At 72.6% G+C, this 17271-nt stretch carries 17 protein-coding genes; 7 read left to right on the forward strand and 10 right to left on the reverse strand.

The annotated features are described in order from the left end of the window. The first annotated feature begins 10 nt into the window (after positions 1 to 10). From ACW9J6_RS16945 to ACW9J6_RS16960, 4 genes are all read left to right on the forward strand, one after another. Positions 11 to 1798 (forward strand): ATP-binding protein, encoded by a 1788-nt coding sequence (locus ACW9J6_RS16945; protein WP_457117657.1) that lies wholly within the window; start codon positions 11 to 13, stop codon positions 1796 to 1798. A gap of 8 nt (positions 1799 to 1806) precedes the next feature. Further along, positions 1807 to 3468: a putative bifunctional diguanylate cyclase/phosphodiesterase gene (locus tag ACW9J6_RS16950; protein ID WP_457117658.1), complete on the forward strand. Its 1662-nt coding sequence runs from the start codon at positions 1807 to 1809 to the stop codon at positions 3466 to 3468. Positions 3469 to 4067: 599 nt separating this feature from the next. Beyond that, positions 4068 to 5756 carry a methyl-accepting chemotaxis protein gene (locus ACW9J6_RS16955; protein ID WP_457117659.1) on the forward strand — a complete coding sequence of 563 codons (1689 nt, stop codon included), beginning with the start codon at positions 4068 to 4070 and terminating at the stop codon, positions 5754 to 5756. 89 nt (positions 5757 to 5845) lie between these two features. Further along, a complete protein-coding gene (locus ACW9J6_RS16960; RefSeq protein WP_457117660.1) occupies positions 5846 to 6160 on the forward strand; it encodes a hypothetical protein in 315 nt (104 codons plus the stop codon). 25 nt (positions 6161 to 6185) lie between these two features. Here the strand turns inward: ACW9J6_RS16960 and ACW9J6_RS16965 are convergent, their stop codons facing one another. The 5 genes from ACW9J6_RS16965 to ggt all read right to left on the reverse strand — a co-directional run bounded on the left by ACW9J6_RS16965 (position 6186) and on the right by ggt (position 10781). Next, positions 6186 to 6410, reverse strand: coding sequence for a hypothetical protein (locus tag ACW9J6_RS16965; RefSeq protein ID WP_457117661.1), 225 nt, complete (start codon positions 6408 to 6410; stop codon positions 6186 to 6188). Between the two features lie 375 nt (positions 6411 to 6785). After that, complete coding sequence (locus ACW9J6_RS16970) at positions 6786 to 7496, reverse strand: Bax inhibitor-1/YccA family protein (RefSeq protein WP_457117662.1); 711 nt, start codon at positions 7494 to 7496, stop codon at positions 6786 to 6788. 76 nt (positions 7497 to 7572) lie between these two features. Further along, entirely contained in the window at positions 7573 to 8352 is a 780-nt protein-coding gene (locus ACW9J6_RS16975) for an anti-sigma factor family protein (protein WP_457117663.1), read from the reverse strand. Then, positions 8349 to 8924 carry a sigma-70 family RNA polymerase sigma factor gene (locus ACW9J6_RS16980; protein ID WP_457117664.1) on the reverse strand — a complete coding sequence of 192 codons (576 nt, stop codon included), beginning with the start codon at positions 8922 to 8924 and terminating at the stop codon, positions 8349 to 8351. Before ACW9J6_RS16980 ends, ACW9J6_RS16975 begins: the two co-directional genes overlap by 4 nt. A gap of 81 nt (positions 8925 to 9005) precedes the next feature. Then, positions 9006 to 10781, reverse strand: a complete 1776-nt coding sequence (gene ggt / locus ACW9J6_RS16985; RefSeq protein ID WP_457117665.1) for a gamma-glutamyltransferase — start codon at positions 10779 to 10781, stop codon at positions 9006 to 9008. A 108-nt stretch (positions 10782 to 10889) separates the two neighbouring features. Between ggt and ACW9J6_RS16990 the strand changes: the two genes are divergently transcribed. Further along, the gene (locus ACW9J6_RS16990; protein WP_457117666.1) at positions 10890 to 11525 is read left to right on the forward strand and encodes a LysE family translocator; all 636 of its coding nucleotides are present in this window, start codon (positions 10890 to 10892) and stop codon (positions 11523 to 11525) included. Here the strand turns inward: ACW9J6_RS16990 and ACW9J6_RS16995 are convergent, their stop codons facing one another. From ACW9J6_RS16995 to ACW9J6_RS17005, 3 genes are all read right to left on the reverse strand, one after another. Further along, on the reverse strand, positions 11526 to 12026 hold the full coding sequence (locus ACW9J6_RS16995; protein ID WP_457117667.1) for a hypothetical protein: 501 nt from the start codon (positions 12024 to 12026) through the stop codon (positions 11526 to 11528). A gap of 68 nt (positions 12027 to 12094) precedes the next feature. Next, positions 12095 to 13390 (reverse strand): 23S rRNA (adenine(2503)-C(2))-methyltransferase RlmN, encoded by a 1296-nt coding sequence (gene rlmN / locus ACW9J6_RS17000; RefSeq protein ID WP_457117668.1) that lies wholly within the window; start codon positions 13388 to 13390, stop codon positions 12095 to 12097. Positions 13391 to 13466: 76 nt separating this feature from the next. After that, positions 13467 to 14099, reverse strand: a complete 633-nt coding sequence (locus ACW9J6_RS17005) for a hypothetical protein (protein ID WP_457117669.1) — start codon at positions 14097 to 14099, stop codon at positions 13467 to 13469. Between the two features lie 177 nt (positions 14100 to 14276). Between ACW9J6_RS17005 and ACW9J6_RS17010 the strand changes: the two genes are divergently transcribed. Next, entirely contained in the window at positions 14277 to 15311 is a 1035-nt protein-coding gene (locus tag ACW9J6_RS17010; protein ID WP_457117670.1) for a phosphotransferase, read from the forward strand. Between the two features lie 27 nt (positions 15312 to 15338). Here ACW9J6_RS17010 and ACW9J6_RS17015 read toward each other — a convergent pair whose 3' ends face one another. Together ACW9J6_RS17015 and ACW9J6_RS17020 are read right to left on the reverse strand one after the other, a co-directional pair. Further along, entirely contained in the window at positions 15339 to 15533 is a 195-nt protein-coding gene (locus tag ACW9J6_RS17015; protein WP_457117671.1) for a hypothetical protein, read from the reverse strand. A gap of 120 nt (positions 15534 to 15653) precedes the next feature. Continuing rightward, positions 15654 to 16241, reverse strand: coding sequence for a MarR family winged helix-turn-helix transcriptional regulator (locus ACW9J6_RS17020; protein ID WP_457117672.1), 588 nt, complete (start codon positions 16239 to 16241; stop codon positions 15654 to 15656). A 184-nt stretch (positions 16242 to 16425) separates the two neighbouring features. Between ACW9J6_RS17020 and ACW9J6_RS17025 the strand changes: the two genes are divergently transcribed. After that, the gene (locus ACW9J6_RS17025; RefSeq protein ID WP_457117673.1) at positions 16426 to 17226 is read left to right on the forward strand and encodes a creatininase family protein; all 801 of its coding nucleotides are present in this window, start codon (positions 16426 to 16428) and stop codon (positions 17224 to 17226) included. The last annotated feature ends 45 nt before the right edge of the window (positions 17227 to 17271 follow it).

A 17271-nucleotide genomic window follows, 5' to 3' on the forward strand; every position in this document is an offset into this window, starting at 1 on the left:
GTCGACCTGAATGAACACCGAGACTGATTCGTCGCCGGTCGGGCACGTGATCGCGATCCGGGACTCGAAGGTCACCCTTGAGCTGATCCCGAGCGAACCCCGCCCGCGCGTCACCTATGGCAGCTATCTCGCCATCCACGCGGACACCCGCGTCCTCGTCGCGGTGGTGACGGCGCTCACCTCCGGCGAGAAGCTCGGCGCGCGGGCCGTCCTCGCGGACCTCGACCTGCTCGGGGAGTTCATCCACGAGGAGGACCGCGCCTTCCGCCGCGGCGTGACCACCTACCCGGTGATCGGCGACACCGCGCGCCTCCTGGCCTCGGCGGACCTGCAGTTGATCCACCGGGTCTCGGCGGCCCACACGGCCACCATCGGCACCCATGCGCAGGATCCGTCCCTGCCCGCCTGCATCAAGGCGGACGATCTCCTCGCCAAGCACTTCGCCGTCCTCGGCGCCACCGGCGTCGGCAAGTCGAGCGGCGTCGCCGTGGTGCTCGACGCGGTGCTCGGCGTCCGGCCCGACATGCGCGCCTTCCTGCTCGACGTCCACAACGAGTACGCCGCCTGCTTCGGCGCGCGCGCCAACGTCATCAATCCGCGCTCGCTCAAGCTGCCCTTCTGGCTGTTCAACATCGAGGAGGTGACCGACGTCATCTACGGCGGCCGCCCGCCGGTGGACGAGGAGATCGAGATCCTGGCCGAGCTCGTGCCCGCCGCCAAGGCACGCTACGCGCAGTACAAGGAGGCCGGCGAGCGGCAGCTGATCAAGCGCAACGCCGCCAGGACCTCCGGCTTCACGGTCGACACGCCGGTCCCGTACCTGCTCCAGGATCTGGTCGCGCTCATCGACGAGCGGATGGGCCGCCTGGAGAACCGCAACTCACGGCTCCACCATCATCGGCTCATCACCCGCATCGAGACGATCCGCAGCGACCCGCGCTACGCCTTCATGTTCGACAACGCCAATGTCGGCGGCGACGTGATGGGGGACCTGCTCGCCCACCTGTTCCGGCTGCAGCCCGATGGGCGGCCGATCACGATCATGCAGCTGGCCGGCCTGCCCGCGGAGGTGCTCGACGCGGTGGTCTGCGTGCTCTGCCGGCTGGCCTTCGAGTTCGGCATCTGGAGCGACGGGGCGGTGCCCCTGCTCTTCGTCTGCGAGGAGGCCCACCGCTACGCCTCGGCCGACCGGTCGGTGGGCTTCTCGCCGACCCGGCGGGCGCTCTCGCGCATCGCGCGCGAGGGGCGCAAGCACGGCGTCCATCTCGGCCTCGTCACCCAGCGGCCGGCGGAACTCGACCCGGCCATCATCTCCCAGTGCAGCACGGTCTTCGCGATGCGGATGACGAACGACCGCGACCAGGCCTACCTGGCCGCGGCGGTCTCGGACACCGCCAACCTGCTGAGCTTCGTACCCCTGCTCGGCACCGGCGAGTGCATCGCCTTCGGCGAGGGCGTGCCGATCCCGGCGCGGGTGCGGTTCAGCCAACTCGCCCCGGACGCGCTGCCCCGCGCCGACACGTCGGGGGCCGGCGCGGACGGCCTCAGCGGCGGGACCTCCGCCGCCTTCGTGGGCGCGGTCGTCGAGCGCTGGCGCGTCGCGAGCATGAACAAGGGGCGCGCGGAGCCCGACCTCGCGGCGGCGCTCGGCGCGCGCGACGCCGCGGCCGAGGGCGGCGCCGGAGCGGCCCTCGATCAGGCCCATCGCCGCCTGCTGCGGCGCCCCCTCGACGCGGCCGAGGCCTCGCCCGGGCAGCCGTCGCGGCCCGCCGGCGACGGCCTGTGGTCGGCCCGATGAATCCGCCGATGTCGAGCCACAGGCGCAGCCTCCTCGAGGCGGCGATGCAGGTGCTGCCCGTGGGCGTCGTCGTGCACGACGCCCACGGGCGCTGCATCCTCGCCAACGCGGCGGCGCGCGCCCAGACGCCCGAACTGATGCAGGACCGCCCGCCGCACGAGGAACCGGGCGCGGCGGACGGCTCCGCTTCCGTGCACCTGGCGGGCCGGGAGTTCGAACTGCACACGCGCCGCATGGAGGTCGGGCATCTCGGCGCCGAGGCGGAGACCTTCCACCTCACCACGGCCATCGACGCGACCCACCACCACGCGATCCAGCGCGACCTGATCGAGCGCGCCTATCTCGACGCGCTCACCGGCCTCCCGAACCGGGTGCTGTTCGAGCAGAGCATCGCCGAACTGATCGCCGGCACGCCCGACACCCAGCGCTTCGCGCTGGCCTTCCTCGACCTCGACAACTTCAAGCACATCAACGACTATTACAGCCACGCCGCGGGCGATGCCCTGCTCACCAAGGTGGCGGACCGCGTCCGCGGCCTGATCGGCCCGACCGACATGCTGGCCCGGGTCGGCGGCGACGAGTTCGTGCTCCTGCTGAACCCCGTGGAGAGCGCGGAGGTGGCCTGCGCGCTGGTGGCGGATGTGGCCGGGCGCCTCAAGCAGCCCTTCTTCATCGACGGGCACGAGGTCTTCGCCTCCGCGTCGATCGGCCTGAGCCTCTATCCCGACCACGGCCGCACCTACGAGGTGCTGCGGCGCCGGGCCGACAGCGCCATGTACCGCGTCAAGGGCGGCGTGAAGGGCGGCGTGAGCCTGTTCGAGGAGAGCATGGCCCGCGCCGCCACCGAGCGGATGGCGGTGGAGCAGCGGTTGCGCCTGGCGATCCGCGACCGCTGCTTCTGCTGCGCGTTCCAGCCCAAGGTGGACCTGCGCACGGGCGTGACCCACGGGGTCGAGGTGCTGCTGCGCTGGCGGGACGAGGAGGGGGTGATCCAGGCGCCGGGAGCGTTCATCGGCCTCGCCATCGAACTCGGCCTCATCAACGAGATCACCCTTCAGGTCCTCGCCGAGGTCGTGAACACCCTGCCGGAATTCGACGAGGTGTTCGGCTCCGGCGTGACGATCAGCCTGAACATCGCGGCGAAGCAGGCCTGCGACGTGCCGTTCATGAGCGCCTTCTGCGAGGCTCTGGCGGCGACGGGCTGCGCGGAGCGCTTCATCCTGGAACTGACCGAGGAGGCGTTCTTCACCAAGGATTCCTTTCAGCGCGAGGTGCTGCCGCGCATCCGGGCGGTCGGGGCGGGGGTGTCGATCGACGATTTTGGCGTCGGCTACTCCTCGCTCGCGGCGCTCGCCGAGATCACGGCGGACGAGCTCAAGATCGACCGCTCCTTCATCACGGGCATCCACGAGCGGCCGCGCAGCCAGATCGTGCTGCGGGCGATCGAGTCGCTCGGCGCGGCGCTCGGGATGCGGATCATCGCGGAGGGCGTCGAGACCCACGAGGAGGTCGCCTACCTGCAGGCGGCGACGCAGATCCGCTACGCGCAGGGCTTCTACTTCGCGAGGCCGATGCTGCTGGAGCAGGCGCGGAGCGAGCGCGCCGGCCCCGGCGGCCCGGGACCGGCCGCGCGCGAGGGCGCGCCGAACCGCGACCGCGCGGTCGCGTGACACGGTCTCGGTCGCTGCGAAGGGGAGGGTGGGCCTTCGCGTCACCGGATTCGCCGGTCCTCGCCGACGATCGAGCGATCGGATGGATGGCAGAGACATCCGGTCACCGGTGATCGCCGTCGAGACTGGCGCGAAATCGCGAGAGTGTTCGATGGGGGTCGGCCCGCGTGGCGGAGCCTTGCTCGTCACCCCGGACGGAAGCCGGTCTCTGCGTGACGGAACAATCCATCGGCATCCGTACGACGCGGCAGCCGCTCGACCCGGGCCGTTCTCACCTGGCGGCGCGCGCGACCGGCTTGGAGCCGGCGCGGGCGCTCCGCTCCGCGAGGGAGCACCGCTGTGAAGCGCCCGGAGACGGGTCTCGCGCGCATGCTTCCGGGTCGAGAGCCAGTCCAGGGCCGCGCCCCACGCGACTCTCCCGGACTTGATCCCGTTACGGCATGAAAGCCGGATGCGGATCGCCGACGGACCTCGCCGCCAGCCTGATTCGGGCCGCGGCGCGATCTCCGAGCGGCCAGTCGGAAAGCTGCGCATTATGCCTTAGTCCGATATTAATCACGTTGTGACCTGATGGCCGGGCTTCTTTGTCAGGTCTCGCCATGATCTCTCGTCGTTCGACGCTTCGCATTCTCCATCGTCTCGCCCTTCTGACCGTGCTTATCGGGGCCATCGTGGTCACGATCGGCGTAGGCGCACTGGCCTATCACTACCGGAAGACCACGGAGGCGCGCGTCGACTCGCTCGTGCGGATCTCCGAGATGCTGCAGTCCCTGGCCGCGAGCCTCGACAAGAAGGTCGCGTCCGGCGCGGTGACGAAGGAGGCGGCGCTCGCCCAGTTCTCCGACACCGCGATGGCGATGCGCTACAACGGCGGGGCGGATTACGTCTCCGTCTACACGATGGACGGGACGGCGATCGCGGTGCCGGACCGCCGCATGATCGGCCAGAACCGGATGGACGTCGAGACGAACGGCGTGCGCATCCTGCGCTCCATCACCGACCGGCTGAAGGACGCCGAGACCACCGTCTTCCGCTACAGCTTCACGCGGCCGGGCCAGACCGGGCTGTTCCCGAAGATCTCCTACGCCTCCCAGTTCAAGCCCTGGAACCTGCTCCTCATCGCCGGCGCCTACACGGACGACATCGACGAGGCCTTCGTCCCGGTGGCGGTCACGGCCGGCGGCATCCTGCTCGTCGTCGCGGTGGTTGCCGGCCTGCTCGTGGTTCTGGTCGGCCGCAGCATCACGGCACCGCTCGGCAGGCTCGGTGCGCGCATGCACGAACTCGCGGAAGGCGACCTCGGCGGGCCGGTGCCCGGGAGCGACCGGGGCGACGAGATCGGCGGCATGGCCCGCAGCGTCGAGGTGTTCCGTCAGGCGCTCCTCGCCAAGCGTGACGCCGACGCCCTGGCGGCCCGGGATGCGGACGGCCGGTCCCGCCGCGCCGAGGGGCTCGACCATCTGACGAGGCAGTTCGAGCGCCAGGTCGCGGCGCTGATCGGCGGTCTGTCCTCGGCGGCGACCGAACTCGAAGCCACGGCCGCCACCATGACGGGCAGCGCCGAGCGCACGATCGGGCGCGCCGCCGGCGTCACCGCCTCCGCCCAGGAGACGGCCGCGAATGTCCGCACCGTCGCGGCGGCCAGCGAGGAGATGGCCGCCTCGATCCGCGAGATCGCCGGGCAGGTGGCCCGCTCGTCCGAGATCGCCGCCCAGGCCTCCGGTGAGGCGCGGCGCACCAACGTCCTCGTGCAGGGGCTCGCCGCCGGCACCGAGAAGGTCGGCGACGTGGTCGGCCTGATCTCGGGGATCGCCGCGCAGACGAACCTGCTGGCGCTCAACGCCACCATCGAGGCGGCCCGGGCCGGCGAGGCCGGCCGCGGCTTCGCCGTGGTGGCGAGCGAGGTCAAGCAGCTCGCCGAGCAGACCGCCAAGGCGACGGAGTCCATCGGCGGTCAGATCGCCGCCATCCAGGGCGAGACGCGCGCGGCGGTGGTCGCGATCGAGACGATCGGCCGGACCATCGCCGAGATGCACGCGATCGCCACCAGCGTCTCGGCCGCCATGGAGGAGCAGGGCGCCGCCACCCTGGAGATCGTCAGGAGCGTGACCCAGGCCGCGGAGGGCACCCAGGACGTCACGGTCACGATCGGGGTCGTGCGCGAGGAGGCGGCCCAGACCGGCGCCGCCTCCGCCCAGGTGCTGGACGCGGCCCGGGAGCTCGCCCGCACCTCGGCCGGCCTCGGCCAGGAGCTCGATGCGTTCCTGGCCGGGGTGAAGGCCGCCTAGGCGCGGTTCCGGCGCCCGGCCGTGCCGGCGTCCCCCGGCGCGGCGATGCCGCACTTGCCCTTCGGCACCCGGTCGGGGAGGGTGCGGCCATGTCCTCTCGCCTCGCCCGACTCGCCCTGCGGATCGGCGGCCTCATCCTCCTGGGCGTGGTGCCCGCCCGCGGCCAGGAGCGTCCGGACAGCACCGCGCTGCGCTGCGCCGAGGCCGCGAGGCTGGTGGCCGGGCGCGGCGCCATCGTCCTCGGCACCGGCGGCTTCACCTACGACCGCTTCGTGCGCGACCGCAGCTTCTGCGGGTCGCAGGAGATCACCGAGCGCGCGTTGGTGCCCAGCCGGGACGATCGCAGCTGCTTCGTCGGCTATCGCTGCAAGGACATCAACCGCGATCCGACCGGCGTGAACTGAGCCCGGTGCGGGGGCGACCGGTCCGTCAGGCGTTCAGGACGTAGAAGACGTAGTAGCCGACCTGGGAGGTCGCCTCGCGGGCCGCCTTGGCCCTGAAGCCCGCCGGTGCCGTCTCGCCGTCGACCGTGCCGGCATATTCCCAGCCGTCCCCGCTCACGAAGCCAGGCACCGGCCGATCCTGCCGAACGGCGCAGCGCAGCGCGGGCTTCTCCTTGCGTCGGAAGACAGTGTAGGCGTCGAAGGCCGACATCCCGACTCCTCCGTGGCGCTGGACTCAACTGTAGAACGGTTGCATCGACCAAGTCGAACCTCAAGGCAAATCGCGCCGATCCCCGTGCATCAGGACGAAACCGTCTGCCAGCGGACAATGCTCAGGCTGGCGGTCACGGTGATGATGTCGATCCCATCGAGTCCGGTGCATCGCGGCTCCTGCCGATCCGCCGGTCGAGAGCAGAGTCACGCCGGTCGGGGCCGGATGCCTCACCGGTGCCGAGCGTCGTCCTGGACGTGCGCCTCCGCGGGAGCGGCCTCTCGAGGCATGGCCCGCGACGGCGAAACCCCTCGCCCGCGCAGGGGCGAGGGGCTCGCGAGCACCGCCGTCAGGCCTGAGGGAAAGGGGGGAACCTCACTCCCGCTCGCCGGTGAAGTTCAGGAGCAGTTGGAACAGGTTGATGAAGTTCAGGTAGAGCGTCAGCGCCCCGAACACGGCGAGCTTGCTCGTCGATTCCCGGTCCCAGTGGTCCGCGTACTGCTCCTTGATGGTCTGCGTGTCGAAGGCCGTGAGGCCGACGAAGATCACGACGCCGATCAGCGAGATCGCGAACTGGAGGGCGCTGGAGGCGAGGAACAGGTTCACGAGGCTCGCGATGATCAGGCCGATCAGGCCCATCATCAGGAAGGACCCCATCTGCGAGAGGTCGCGCTTGGTGGTGTAGCCGTAGAGGCTGGTCGCCCCGAACATGGCCGCGGTGATGAAGAAGGTGCGGGCGATGCTGGTCCCGGTGAAGACCAGGAAGACGGAGGCGAGCGACAGACCCATCACGGCGCAGAAGCCCCAGAACAGGGCCTGGGCCGTGGCGGCCGAGACGTGCTCGATCCGGAAGGACAGGAACAGCACGAAGGCGAGCGGCGCCAGCATCACCACGTACTTCAGTGGCGTGCCGAACAGCGGCTGGGCGATGGCCGGGGTCGAGGCCACCGCGAAGGCGACGAGGCCGGTCAGCGCGAGGCCGAGCCCCATCCGGTTGTAGACCCGCAGCATGTGCTGCCGCAGGCCCTCGTCGAAGAGCGCGGCGGAGGGGGCCGCGCCGGTCTGCCAGGCGTAGGGGGTGTTCATGGGTCGATCATCTCTGGGTCGATCATCCTTGGGGCGAAAGCCGTCGGGCACGGGGGCGCCCGGCGGGAAGGGTGCGTCAGGGACGGGGGGCGCCCAGGCTCTCGGCGGCGCGGCCGAGGGCCGGCTCGTCGCTCCCGCCGCTCAGCGCGTAGGCGGTGCGGCCCGCCTTCCAGTAGACCGTGACCGCCTCCGGCTCGCGGGAGGTCTCCCGGGCGAGGGCCTCGTCGTCCGCGGTCTGCGTGGCGAACAGGGCCACCGGCCCGAGCGCGGCGGCCTCGATCGCCACCTCCACCCCCGCTCCCGAGCGGGTGGGCACGATCTGCAGGTCGCGCACGTGCCAGTCCCGCGGCAGGTCGGGCAGGCGGATGCCGGTGGCGGCCTCGACGCCGCTGCGGTCGTAGGCCGGGCTCGGGCGCAGGGACGCCACCCGGGCGCGCAGCTGTGCGGCCTGTCGGGCCTGGATCGCGTCGGCCACGAAGGGCGGCGAATGGGTGGAGGCGATGGTCTCCGGCACGCCGAAGCCGCCGGTCTCCGCATGCATCAGCCACCCGGCCCCGACCAGGAAGGCCACCACGGCGGCGCGCTGGAAGCGCTGGCCGATCCGCCGCCACGCGAGCGCCCGGTCGAGGCGCCGCGCGGCCGCGGCGATCCGCTCCGGGACCGGGCCGGGATGAAGGTTCGGCCGGGCCGGCGCGAAGGCGGCGCTCAGCGCGTCGCGGGTGCGCAAATCCGCCATCACCTGGGCGGCGATGTCCGGGCGGGCCGCGAGGTGGCCCTCGACCTCGATCCGCCGCGCGAGGTCGAGCTGGCCGTCCACGTAGGCGTTCAGGTCGTGCTCGGTGATCGGGTCCATCATCTCTCGTACTCCGCGGACGGGCGACCGCCCTGGACGACGCGCAGGCGCGGCGGCCCGCCGGGTTCGGCGGCGGGCGGCGGCAGCAGGCCCTGCCCGCTCTCGAAGCCGCGCAGGGCCGCGCGGCCCCGCCCGAGCCGCGACATCAGGGTGCCGATCGGGATGCCGAGCACGTCCGCCGCCTCCTGGTAGGCCATGCCCTCGATCGTCACGAGGTGGAGCGCGGCGCGCTGCTCCTCGGGCAGCCGGGCGAAAGCCTCGCGGATCTGGGCGAGGCGCACGTGGCTGTCCTGGGCCGCCGGCACCGCCGCCTCCGAGAGCTGCTCCAGCGTCTCGGCGTAGCGCGCCTCCACCTGCCGGCGGCGCTGGCCGTCGATGAAGGCGTTGTGCAGCACCGTCATCAGCCAGGTGCGCAGGTTCGTGCCGCTCTTGAGCGCGCCCTGGTGCTCCAGGGCGCGCACCAGGGCGTCGTGGACGAGGTCGTCCGCCTGGGCGTGGTCGCGGGTGAGGGCGCGGGCGTAGCGCCGCAGCGGCCCGATCAGGTCCACGACGTCGAGGCGCTTGCGAGGTCTCATCTCCGCGGTCTCATGGGCTCATGGCTGAGGAAGCCGACATGAGGTGAACGGGCAGCCCCCCGCGCCTAATCCCGCGGCCCCTCAATATCCCTCGGCCAGAGTGCCGCGCTGGCGCGGATCCGCCGTTCCGGCCCAGCCGCCCGGCACCGCCATGATCGAGTTCGCCGAGCCGGAGGTGGAGCCCACCACGACCCGCTGGCCCTTCGCCCGCAGGAGAGCGAGCGTGTCCGGCGACAGGCCGCCCTCCACGAGGAGCGCGTCGGGCCGCCACTGGTGGTGCACGCGGGGCGCGGCCACGGCCTCGGACAGGCTCATCCCGAAATCCAGCACCCCGGTGATCACCTGGAGCACCGTCGAGATGATGCGGCTGCCCCCGGGGCTGCCGGTGACGAGGAGGAGCTTGCCGCCCCGGAACGCGAGAGCCGGCGTCATGCTCGACAGGGGCCGGGCCCCCGGCGCCACGGCGTTCGCCTCGCCGCCCACGAGGCCGTAGGCGTTCTGGGAGCCGGGCTTGGCCGAGAAATCGTCCATCTCGTTGTTGAGGAGCACGCCCGTCCCGGCCGCCACCAGGCCGAGCCCGTAGGAGAAGTTGAGCGTGTAGGTGTTGGCGACGGCGTTGCCCTCGGAATCGACCACGGAGAAATGCGTCGTCTGGTCCGGCTCGTCCCGCAGGGGATCGCCCGCCTTGACCTCGCCGGCCGGCCGCGCCCGGTCGGGGTCGATCAGCGCCCGCAGCCGCGCCGCATAGGCCTTCGCGGTGAGGCCGGTCACGGGCACGCGGACCCGGTCGGGGTCGCCCAGATAGGCGGCGCGGTCCGCGTAGGCCTGCTTCATCGCCTCGGCCTCCAGGTGGAGCGCCCCGGCGCTGCCGGCGCCGAGCGCCGCGAGGTCGTAGCCTTCGAGGATGTTCAGGATCTCGATCAGGTGGACGCCGCCGGAGCTCGGGGGCGGCATCGCCACGATCTCGGTGCCCCGGTAGGTGCCGCGGACGGGCTGGCGGAGCGCGACCCGGTAGCCGGTGAGGTCCGATTCCGTCATCACGCCGCCCGCCTCGCGCACGGCCGCCACGATCTTGCCGGCGATCGGCCCCGCGTAGAAGGCGTCCGGTCCGGCCTCCGCGATGGCGTGGAGCGTCGCGGCGAGGTCCGGCTGCACCAGCCGCTCGCCCCAGCCGTAGGGCCGGTCGCCCGTGAAGAACACCGCGCGGCTCGACGGCCAGCGCCCGAGCAGCCCCGCCGCCCGCGGCAGCGAATCCGCGAGATCGTCGTCGACCGTGATCCCGTCGCGGGCGAGCGCCTCGGCCGGCGCGATCAGGTCGGCGAGGCGGAAGCGGCCCGAGCCGTAGCGGGCGAGCGCCTCCGCGAGGCCCCGCACCGTGCCCGGCACGCCGACCGCCTTGCCGGTGGCCGTCGAGAGTCTCGGGTCCGGCTCGCCGTCCGGCCCGAGAAACATGTCGCTCGCCGCCGCTGCCGGGGCGGTCTCCCGGTAGTCGATGGCGATGGTCTCGCGGCGGGACGCGAGATGCACCATCATGAAGCCGCCGCCGCCGAGATTGCCGGCCCGCGGCAGGGTCACGGCGAGGGCGAAGCCGACTGCCACCGCCGCGTCGACGGCGTTGCCACCCCGCCGCAGCACGTCGACGCCGATCCGGGTGGCGCGGGCCTCCTGGGAGGACACCATGCCGTGCGGCGCGAAGGCCGGGAGGATGCGGGACGCCTCCGACTGGATCGCGCCCGCGCCCGGCATGCCGGGCGGCGCCCCCTGCGGTGGCGCGCTCTGCGCGCCGGCGGGACCGGGCAGGGCCGGGCCGACCACGGCGAGGGCACCGAGGAGCGCGAGGGCGAGGCGAAGGGGCATGGGACATCTCCTCCCGCTCAGGTAACGGCGCGCGCCGCCGCCTCAAGCCCGGTCTTGCCCCGGCGCGCAACGCGGCGCATGCCCTCCCGACACGCCCGGAGCGCCGCCATGACCTTCCTGCCCGATGCGACCACCTTCCTCACCTACCTCGTCGCCTGCATCGTCCTGTTCGTGACGCCGGGCCCCGACATGAGCCTGACGCTCGCCCGCACGATCGGGGCGGGGCGCCGGGCGGGACTCGCGACGGTGCTCGGGACCAATGTCGGCACCCTCGGCCACACGCTGGCGGCGGCGTTCGGCCTCTCGGCCCTGCTCGCGGCCTCGGCGACGGCCTTCCTGGTCCTCAAGGTGGTGGGCGCCCTCTACCTCGCCTGGCTCGCCCTCGACGCCCTGCGCCGCGGCTCGGCCCTGACCGTGCGGGCCGAGCGGGTGCGCGGCGGGTTCTGGCGCACCTTCTGGACCGGCGTCGGCGTCAACCTGACGAACCCGAAGGTCGTGCTGTTCTTCATCACCTTCCTGCCGCAATTCGTGCGCGCCGACGCGGTCAACCCGACCGGGCAGCTCGCCTTCCTGGGCCTCACCTTCGTGGCGATCTCGGCCCCGCTCGGGACCCTGCTGGTCCTCGGAGCGGAGCGGATCACCGGCGCGCTGCAGGCGCGGCCGCGGGTGCTGCGGGCGATCGACTGGGTCTTCGCCGGGCTGTTCGGGACCTTCGCGGCCCGGATCCTCGCCACCGCCCGCTGATCACCGGGTGCGCGGCGCGAAGGGGAGAGGCGGGCGGCCGGCCCAGCGTCCGGCGATCAGCCAGTAGACGAGGCCGGACGCAGCGCCGGCGAGGAACAGGAGCGCGGTCACGCGACCCTCGGCGACGGCCGCCGGCGCGGCGGGTGTCGCGCGCATCAGCCAGGGCAGGAGCGCGGTGAGGAACCCGGTGGCGCCCCCGTACCAGGTGGCCGAGCGCCAGCCCAAAACCTCGCCCGTCACGGCGTTGAGGGCGGGCGGCACCGCGACGAGGAGCAGGACGGCGCGGCCCATCCCCAGCACCGCCTCGACCATGCCGGGGTCCGGCGGGTAGCCCTCGGCGAGTTCGTTCAGGATCGCCGCGACGACGTTCAGGCCGAGCTGGCCGACGAGGTCGCGCAGCAGCGGGTCGTAGAGGGTGCCGATCCCGAGGAGCACGGCGCCGACCGGGATGGCGATCAGCAGGGCGAAGCTGACGGCGAGCAGGCGGCCGATCAGGTGCATCGGGATGTCCTCGACCGCACGGCAAGAACCCTCCCCCGCAGCGGGGGGAGGGTTGAACGCCGCCCCCCTCAATCGTCGTCCACCGCCCCGTACACGCCCTCGGCCCCGATGCCGTCCTCCAGCATCAGCCGGGCGCGGGCGCGCAGCTTCTCGGTCTCGCTCTTGAGCTGGCCGCAGGCCGCCAGGATGTCGCGCCCGCGCGGCGTGCGCACCGGCGAGGCGTAGCCGGCGTTGAACACGATCTCGGAGAAGCGCTCGATCCGCTCCCAGTCCGAGCACTCGTAGCGGGAGCCCGGCCAGGGGTTGAACGGGATCAGGTTGATCTTGGCGGGGATGCCCTTGAGCAGGCGCACCAGCTCCCGCGCTTCCGCGTCGGAATCGTTGACCCCCTTCAGCATCACGTACTCGAAGGTGATGCGCCGCGCGTTCGACACGCCCGGGTAGTTGCGGCAGGCCTCCAGCAGGGTCCGGATCGGGTATTTGCGGTTGAGCGGCACCAACTCGTCGCGCAGGTCGTCGCGCACGGCGTGGAGCGAGATCGCCAGCATGGCGTTCGCGTCGATGCCGAGCCGCTCGAACTGCGGCACCACGCCCGAGGTCGAGACCGTGATGCGCCGGCGCGAGAGGCCGAGCCCCTCGTTGTCGCTCATCACCCCGACGGCATCGATCACGTTGTCGACGTTGTAGAGGGGCTCGCCCATGCCCATGAAGACGATGTTCGAGACGAAGCGCGAGCCGTCGACCGGCACGAAGGTGCCCTTGGGCGGCATCTGGCCCGGCCAGTCGCCGAGGCGGTCGCGGGCGACGACAAGCTGCGCGGTGATCTCCTGGGCCGAGAGGTTGCGCACGAGGCGCTGCGTGCCCGTGTGGCAGAACGAGCAGGTCAGCGTGCAGCCGACCTGGCTCGACACGCAGAGCGTGCCGCGGTCGTTGGCCGGGATGTAGACGCACTCGATCTCGGCGCCGCGATTGTGGTCGTGGCGGCCGGTCGGCGGCATGCGCAGCAGCCACTTGCGGGTGCCGTCGCGGGAGACCTGCTCGCTCACCACCTCGGGCCGGTCGAGGGTGTAGACCGCGTCGAGCTGCACCTTGAGCGCCTTGCTCACGTTGGTCATGGCCTCGAAGGAGGTCGCCCCGCGCACGTTGATCCAGTGCCAGAGCTGGCCCGTGCGCATCCGCTGCTCGCGCTCCGGCACGCCGATCGCCGCGAGCCTCTCGCGCAGGGCGCCGCGGGTCAGGCCCACCAGGGAGGGCCGGCCCGTCGCCTCCATGACGTCGGGGCGTATCTCGGGCGTCTTCTCGATGAGGGGAGCGGGACCGCCACGGCTCTCGGGCCGCGCGGTGTCCAGGGACGCCGTCGCCATGACCAACCTTCGGGAGTGCAAGAGCCCCCGATATAGGCGCTTTGCGGCCGAAACGCGAATGAGCGGCCGGCGGACCCTACTTGCACTCCTCGCGGGTGCGCTTGATGGCGTCGCCGAAGCCCTCGAGGCTGTACTCGTCGGTCGAGGCGTTGCCGCGCTGCGAGGTCGCCTTCACCACCACCTTCTTGCCGCGGCTCATCTCCGTGACCACCCGGCCCTCCTCGGCGGGGTTCTGCAGCCACGCGTTGGCGCCCTTGACCACCAGCGCGTAGCGGGCCGCGCCGATCGCCAGCGAGGGATCGTTGGCGGCGGAAGGCGCCGGAACCGGGGCGGCGTTGGCCGCGGCGGTCTCGGCCCCGGCGCCGGTCTGGCTGCTGCCGGGCTTCGGGGGAAAGCCCATCATCAGGGCGACCTCGTTCGCCACCCGCTCGCCCTTGCGCACGGTCACGAACAGGTAGGCGGCGTCGCGCTTCAGGCTCTTCGGCAGACGGGTCTGCGGCTGGCTGATCGCGTAGCAGATCCGGGCCTTGCCCTCTCCGGCCGCGAAGACGTTCCAGACGCCGAAGCTGCCGACCGGACTCGCCTGAAGGCTCGGCGGCGCCGCGGCCTCGGTCTTCTCGGCGGGCTTCTCGGCCTTGGGCCTCGGCCGGGCGGCGGCGGGGGTGGCGGCCAGGGCGAGGACGAGGACGGGGAGGAGGGCACGACTCATGCGGGCATCCTAAAGCATGGCCGGGCGGCACGAAACCTGCGCGGGATTCCCGATCCGGCCCGCAGCGGATCACGCTTGGCTTGCGTGAGGCCGGTGCCGAAATGCTGCGTTGCAGGAATGACCGCGGCGCCGCCCTGTTGCATGGTCGCGCGCCCATTCCCCTGCGAGCCACACAGCATGACCGACCTGCCCGAGACCATCCCGGTGCGCGAGGCCCACCGCTTCCCGACCGAGGCGCTGGACGCCTTCCTGGCCGGCCAGGGGCTCGGCCGCCTCACGGACCTGCGCCAGATGCGGGGCGGCCAGTCGAACCCGACCTTCCTGGTCGTCGCCGAGACGGGCGAGTACGTGCTGCGCAAGCAGCCTCCGGGCAAGCTGCTGCCCTCGGCCCACGCGGTCGACCGGGAGTTCCGGGTGCTGCGGGCGCTGGCCGACACCGACGTGCCGGTGCCGCGGGCCGTCGCCTTCTGCGCCGACCCGGCGGTGATCGGCACGCCGTTCTACCTGATGGAGCGGCTCACCGGCCGGGTGTTCTGGGACCCGGCCCTGCCCGACCTGCCGCGCGAGGCGCGCGCCGGGATCTACTTCGCCATGAACGAGGCCCTGGCGCGCCTGCACCGGGTCGACCCGGCGGCGATCGGCCTCTCGGATTTCGGGAAGGCGGGCAACTACTTCCGGCGGCAGATCGAGCGCTGGTCGGGCCAGTGGGCGGCCTCGAAGACCCGCGAGAACCCCTCCATCGACCGGCTCGCGGCGTGGCTGCCGGCGCATCTTCCGGACGACGACGAGACCCGCATCTGCCACGGCGATTTCCGCCTCGACAACATGATCTTCCACCCGAGCGAGCCCCGGGTGATCGGCATCATCGATTGGGAATTGGCGACGCTCGGCCACCCTCTCGCCGACCTCGCCTACAATTGCATCGCCTACAACACCGATCCGACGGTGTATCGCGGCATTCGCGGCAAGGATCTCGACGCCCTCGGCATCCCGAGCGAGGAGGCGTATATCCGCCGCTATTGCGAGCGGACCGGGCGCCGCGACGGCATCACGCCGTTCCACCTCGCCTTCGCGCTGTTCCGCCTCGCGGTGATCCTGGAGGGCGTGCTCGCCCGGGCGAAGGCGGGCAACGCGTCGAGTGCCGACGCGGCCGAGAAGGGGGCGCTGGGGATCGCCCTGGCCGACCGCGCCTGGGAGCTGGCGCAGGGCTGACGGCCCCGCGCCGCTCATGGGGTGAGGTCAGGCGGCGTCGGCCTCGCGGTCGAGGCGGCGCCGCAGGCGGTTCACGCCGTAGATCGTCGCGAGGTGAAGCCGCGCCGCGCGCACGGGTTCGTCGCCGCGCTCCGACTGGACCTGGGCGATCACGCGCAGGGCCGCCGCGACGGAGCGTTCGAGGTCGATCGGGCCGGTCGCCGGCCGGTCGCCGTTCTGCATGGGGCACTCCCTGTCGATCGTTCTTGGAGTGCGATCCAAGCGGCGGAATCCGGCGGAGGCAGGGCCGGAGCGTGACTTTCGTGCAACGGCGAAGGGGAAATTCGGGGCGATCCCGGCCCCTCAATCCGCGTCCCGGCCGCCATCCTCCGCTTCGAGCCCGAGCGCGTCGAGGTCGTCCTCGGGCTCGGCGTCGTGCGCGTCGAGGCCCGCCGCCTCCGCGAGGTTGCGGGCGGCGCGGCGCAGGAGCTTGCGCAGGCGGCGCTTCTCCTTGTTGTCGAAGCCGTCGAGCATCTCGGCCTCGACCTCGTCCCAGAGCCGGTCGATCGCCGCCGCCTTGGCGAGACCCGCCTCGGTGAGGCGCACCCGCACGATCCGCCCGTCCGCCGCCTCCGCCCGGCGCTCGACGAAGCCGAGGGCCGCGAGGCGGGTCACGGTCTTGGAGGCGGTCGGCGGCCGCACCCGCAGGGTCGCGGCGAGATCGCCCATCGTCATCGTGCCGGCGGAGGCCAGCACCTGCACCACCTGCTCCTGGCCGGCGAAGAGGTCGAGGGCCGCGAGCCGGTCCCCTATCCGCCCGCGATGCATCCGCGCGGCGTGGACCAGCGCCCAGCCGACGCTCTTGGCGCCCGGCGGGCGCAGCCCCTTCGGGACCTTGCGGCGCGGCGCCTTCTCGGCCTGCACCGGCACCGCCTGCTCCGCCGTCGTCATCGCGGTCTTCCTTCTGCCGGGGGGAGCGACGCGGTCCGCCGCGCCCGGTTCCATAGCACGGCGTCTGACGGTCGGCGGTGACGGCGGCATGACAATCCGTAGCCGATGCACAAGTCCGGTCCGCGCGGCGGTTGAGGCGGCAGCCGCGGCCCCTAATCTGGCGCGACCCGTTCGGAGAGACCCCATGCCGGCCCGCCCCTGGCAAGACCTCACCACCACCGAGATCCGCGCGCGCGCCATGGACCGCGCCATCGCGGTCCTGCCCGTCGCCGCCGTCGAGCAGCACGGCCCGCACCTGCCGCTCGGCACCGACGCCATCATCGCGGAGGGCTACCTCGCCCGCGCGGCCGCCCTGGTGCCCGACGACCTCGACGTCCTGCTCCTGCCGGTCCAGGCGGTGGGCAAGTCCGACGAGCACCTGAGCTTCCCGGGCACGCTCACGCTCTCGGCGGCCACCGCCCTGGCGGCCTGGGGGGAGATCGGCCGGGCCGTCCATCGGGCCGGCTGCCGCAAGCTCGTGATCGTCACCGCGCATGGCGGCAACAGCGCGCTCATCGACCTCCTCGCCCTCGACCTGCGCGGGGCCGTGGGGCTCCTCGCCGTCACCACTGCCTGGAGCCGGTTCGGCACCCCGCCCGGCCTCTTCCCGGAGGAGGAGATCCGCCACGGCATCCACGGCGGCGCGATCGAGACGGCGCTGATGCTGGCGCTGCGGCCGGACCTCGTGCGGCGCGAGCAGGTCCGCCCCTTCGTGCCGCGCTCGCTGGCGATGGAGCGCGACTTCACCCACCTGCGGGCCGGCCGGCCCGCCGCCTTCGCGTGGCTCGCCGAGGATCTCAACCCGGCGGGCGCGATCGGGGACGCTTCCCTCGCCACGCCGGAGGCCGGGGAGGCGGCGCTCGCGCACGGCGCCCGCGCCTTCGTGGAACTGCTGCGCGACGTCGACCGCTTCAGCTTGTCCGCACCCTCCCGCGACCCCGAGTGATACACTATATCATCGGCTCCTCGCCGCCTCGCGGCGGCCATCCCA

Source organism: Methylobacterium sp. JK268 (assembly GCF_054052225.1).

Coding starts and splice junctions, on each gene's coding strand:
- ACW9J6_RS16945 (WP_457117657.1), top strand. CDS start 11: ATGAACACCGAGACTGATTCGTCGCCGGTCGGGCACGTGATCGCGATC.
- ACW9J6_RS16950 (WP_457117658.1), top strand. CDS start 1,807: ATGTCGAGCCACAGGCGCAGCCTCCTCGAGGCGGCGATGCAGGTGCTG.
- ACW9J6_RS16955 (WP_457117659.1), top strand. CDS start 4,068: ATGATCTCTCGTCGTTCGACGCTTCGCATTCTCCATCGTCTCGCCCTT.
- ACW9J6_RS16960 (WP_457117660.1), top strand. CDS start 5,846: ATGTCCTCTCGCCTCGCCCGACTCGCCCTGCGGATCGGCGGCCTCATC.
- ACW9J6_RS16965 (WP_457117661.1), bottom strand. CDS start 6,410: ATGTCGGCCTTCGACGCCTACACTGTCTTCCGACGCAAGGAGAAGCCC.
- ACW9J6_RS16970 (WP_457117662.1), bottom strand. CDS start 7,496: ATGAACACCCCCTACGCCTGGCAGACCGGCGCGGCCCCCTCCGCCGCG.
- ACW9J6_RS16975 (WP_457117663.1), bottom strand. CDS start 8,352: ATGATGGACCCGATCACCGAGCACGACCTGAACGCCTACGTGGACGGC.
- ACW9J6_RS16980 (WP_457117664.1), bottom strand. CDS start 8,924: ATGAGACCTCGCAAGCGCCTCGACGTCGTGGACCTGATCGGGCCGCTG.
- ggt (WP_457117665.1), bottom strand. CDS start 10,781: ATGCCCCTTCGCCTCGCCCTCGCGCTCCTCGGTGCCCTCGCCGTGGTC.
- ACW9J6_RS16990 (WP_457117666.1), top strand. CDS start 10,890: ATGACCTTCCTGCCCGATGCGACCACCTTCCTCACCTACCTCGTCGCC.
- ACW9J6_RS16995 (WP_457117667.1), bottom strand. CDS start 12,026: ATGCACCTGATCGGCCGCCTGCTCGCCGTCAGCTTCGCCCTGCTGATC.
- rlmN (WP_457117668.1), bottom strand. CDS start 13,390: ATGGCGACGGCGTCCCTGGACACCGCGCGGCCCGAGAGCCGTGGCGGT.
- ACW9J6_RS17005 (WP_457117669.1), bottom strand. CDS start 14,099: ATGAGTCGTGCCCTCCTCCCCGTCCTCGTCCTCGCCCTGGCCGCCACC.
- ACW9J6_RS17010 (WP_457117670.1), top strand. CDS start 14,277: ATGACCGACCTGCCCGAGACCATCCCGGTGCGCGAGGCCCACCGCTTC.
- ACW9J6_RS17015 (WP_457117671.1), bottom strand. CDS start 15,533: ATGCAGAACGGCGACCGGCCGGCGACCGGCCCGATCGACCTCGAACGC.
- ACW9J6_RS17020 (WP_457117672.1), bottom strand. CDS start 16,241: ATGACGACGGCGGAGCAGGCGGTGCCGGTGCAGGCCGAGAAGGCGCCG.
- ACW9J6_RS17025 (WP_457117673.1), top strand. CDS start 16,426: ATGCCGGCCCGCCCCTGGCAAGACCTCACCACCACCGAGATCCGCGCG.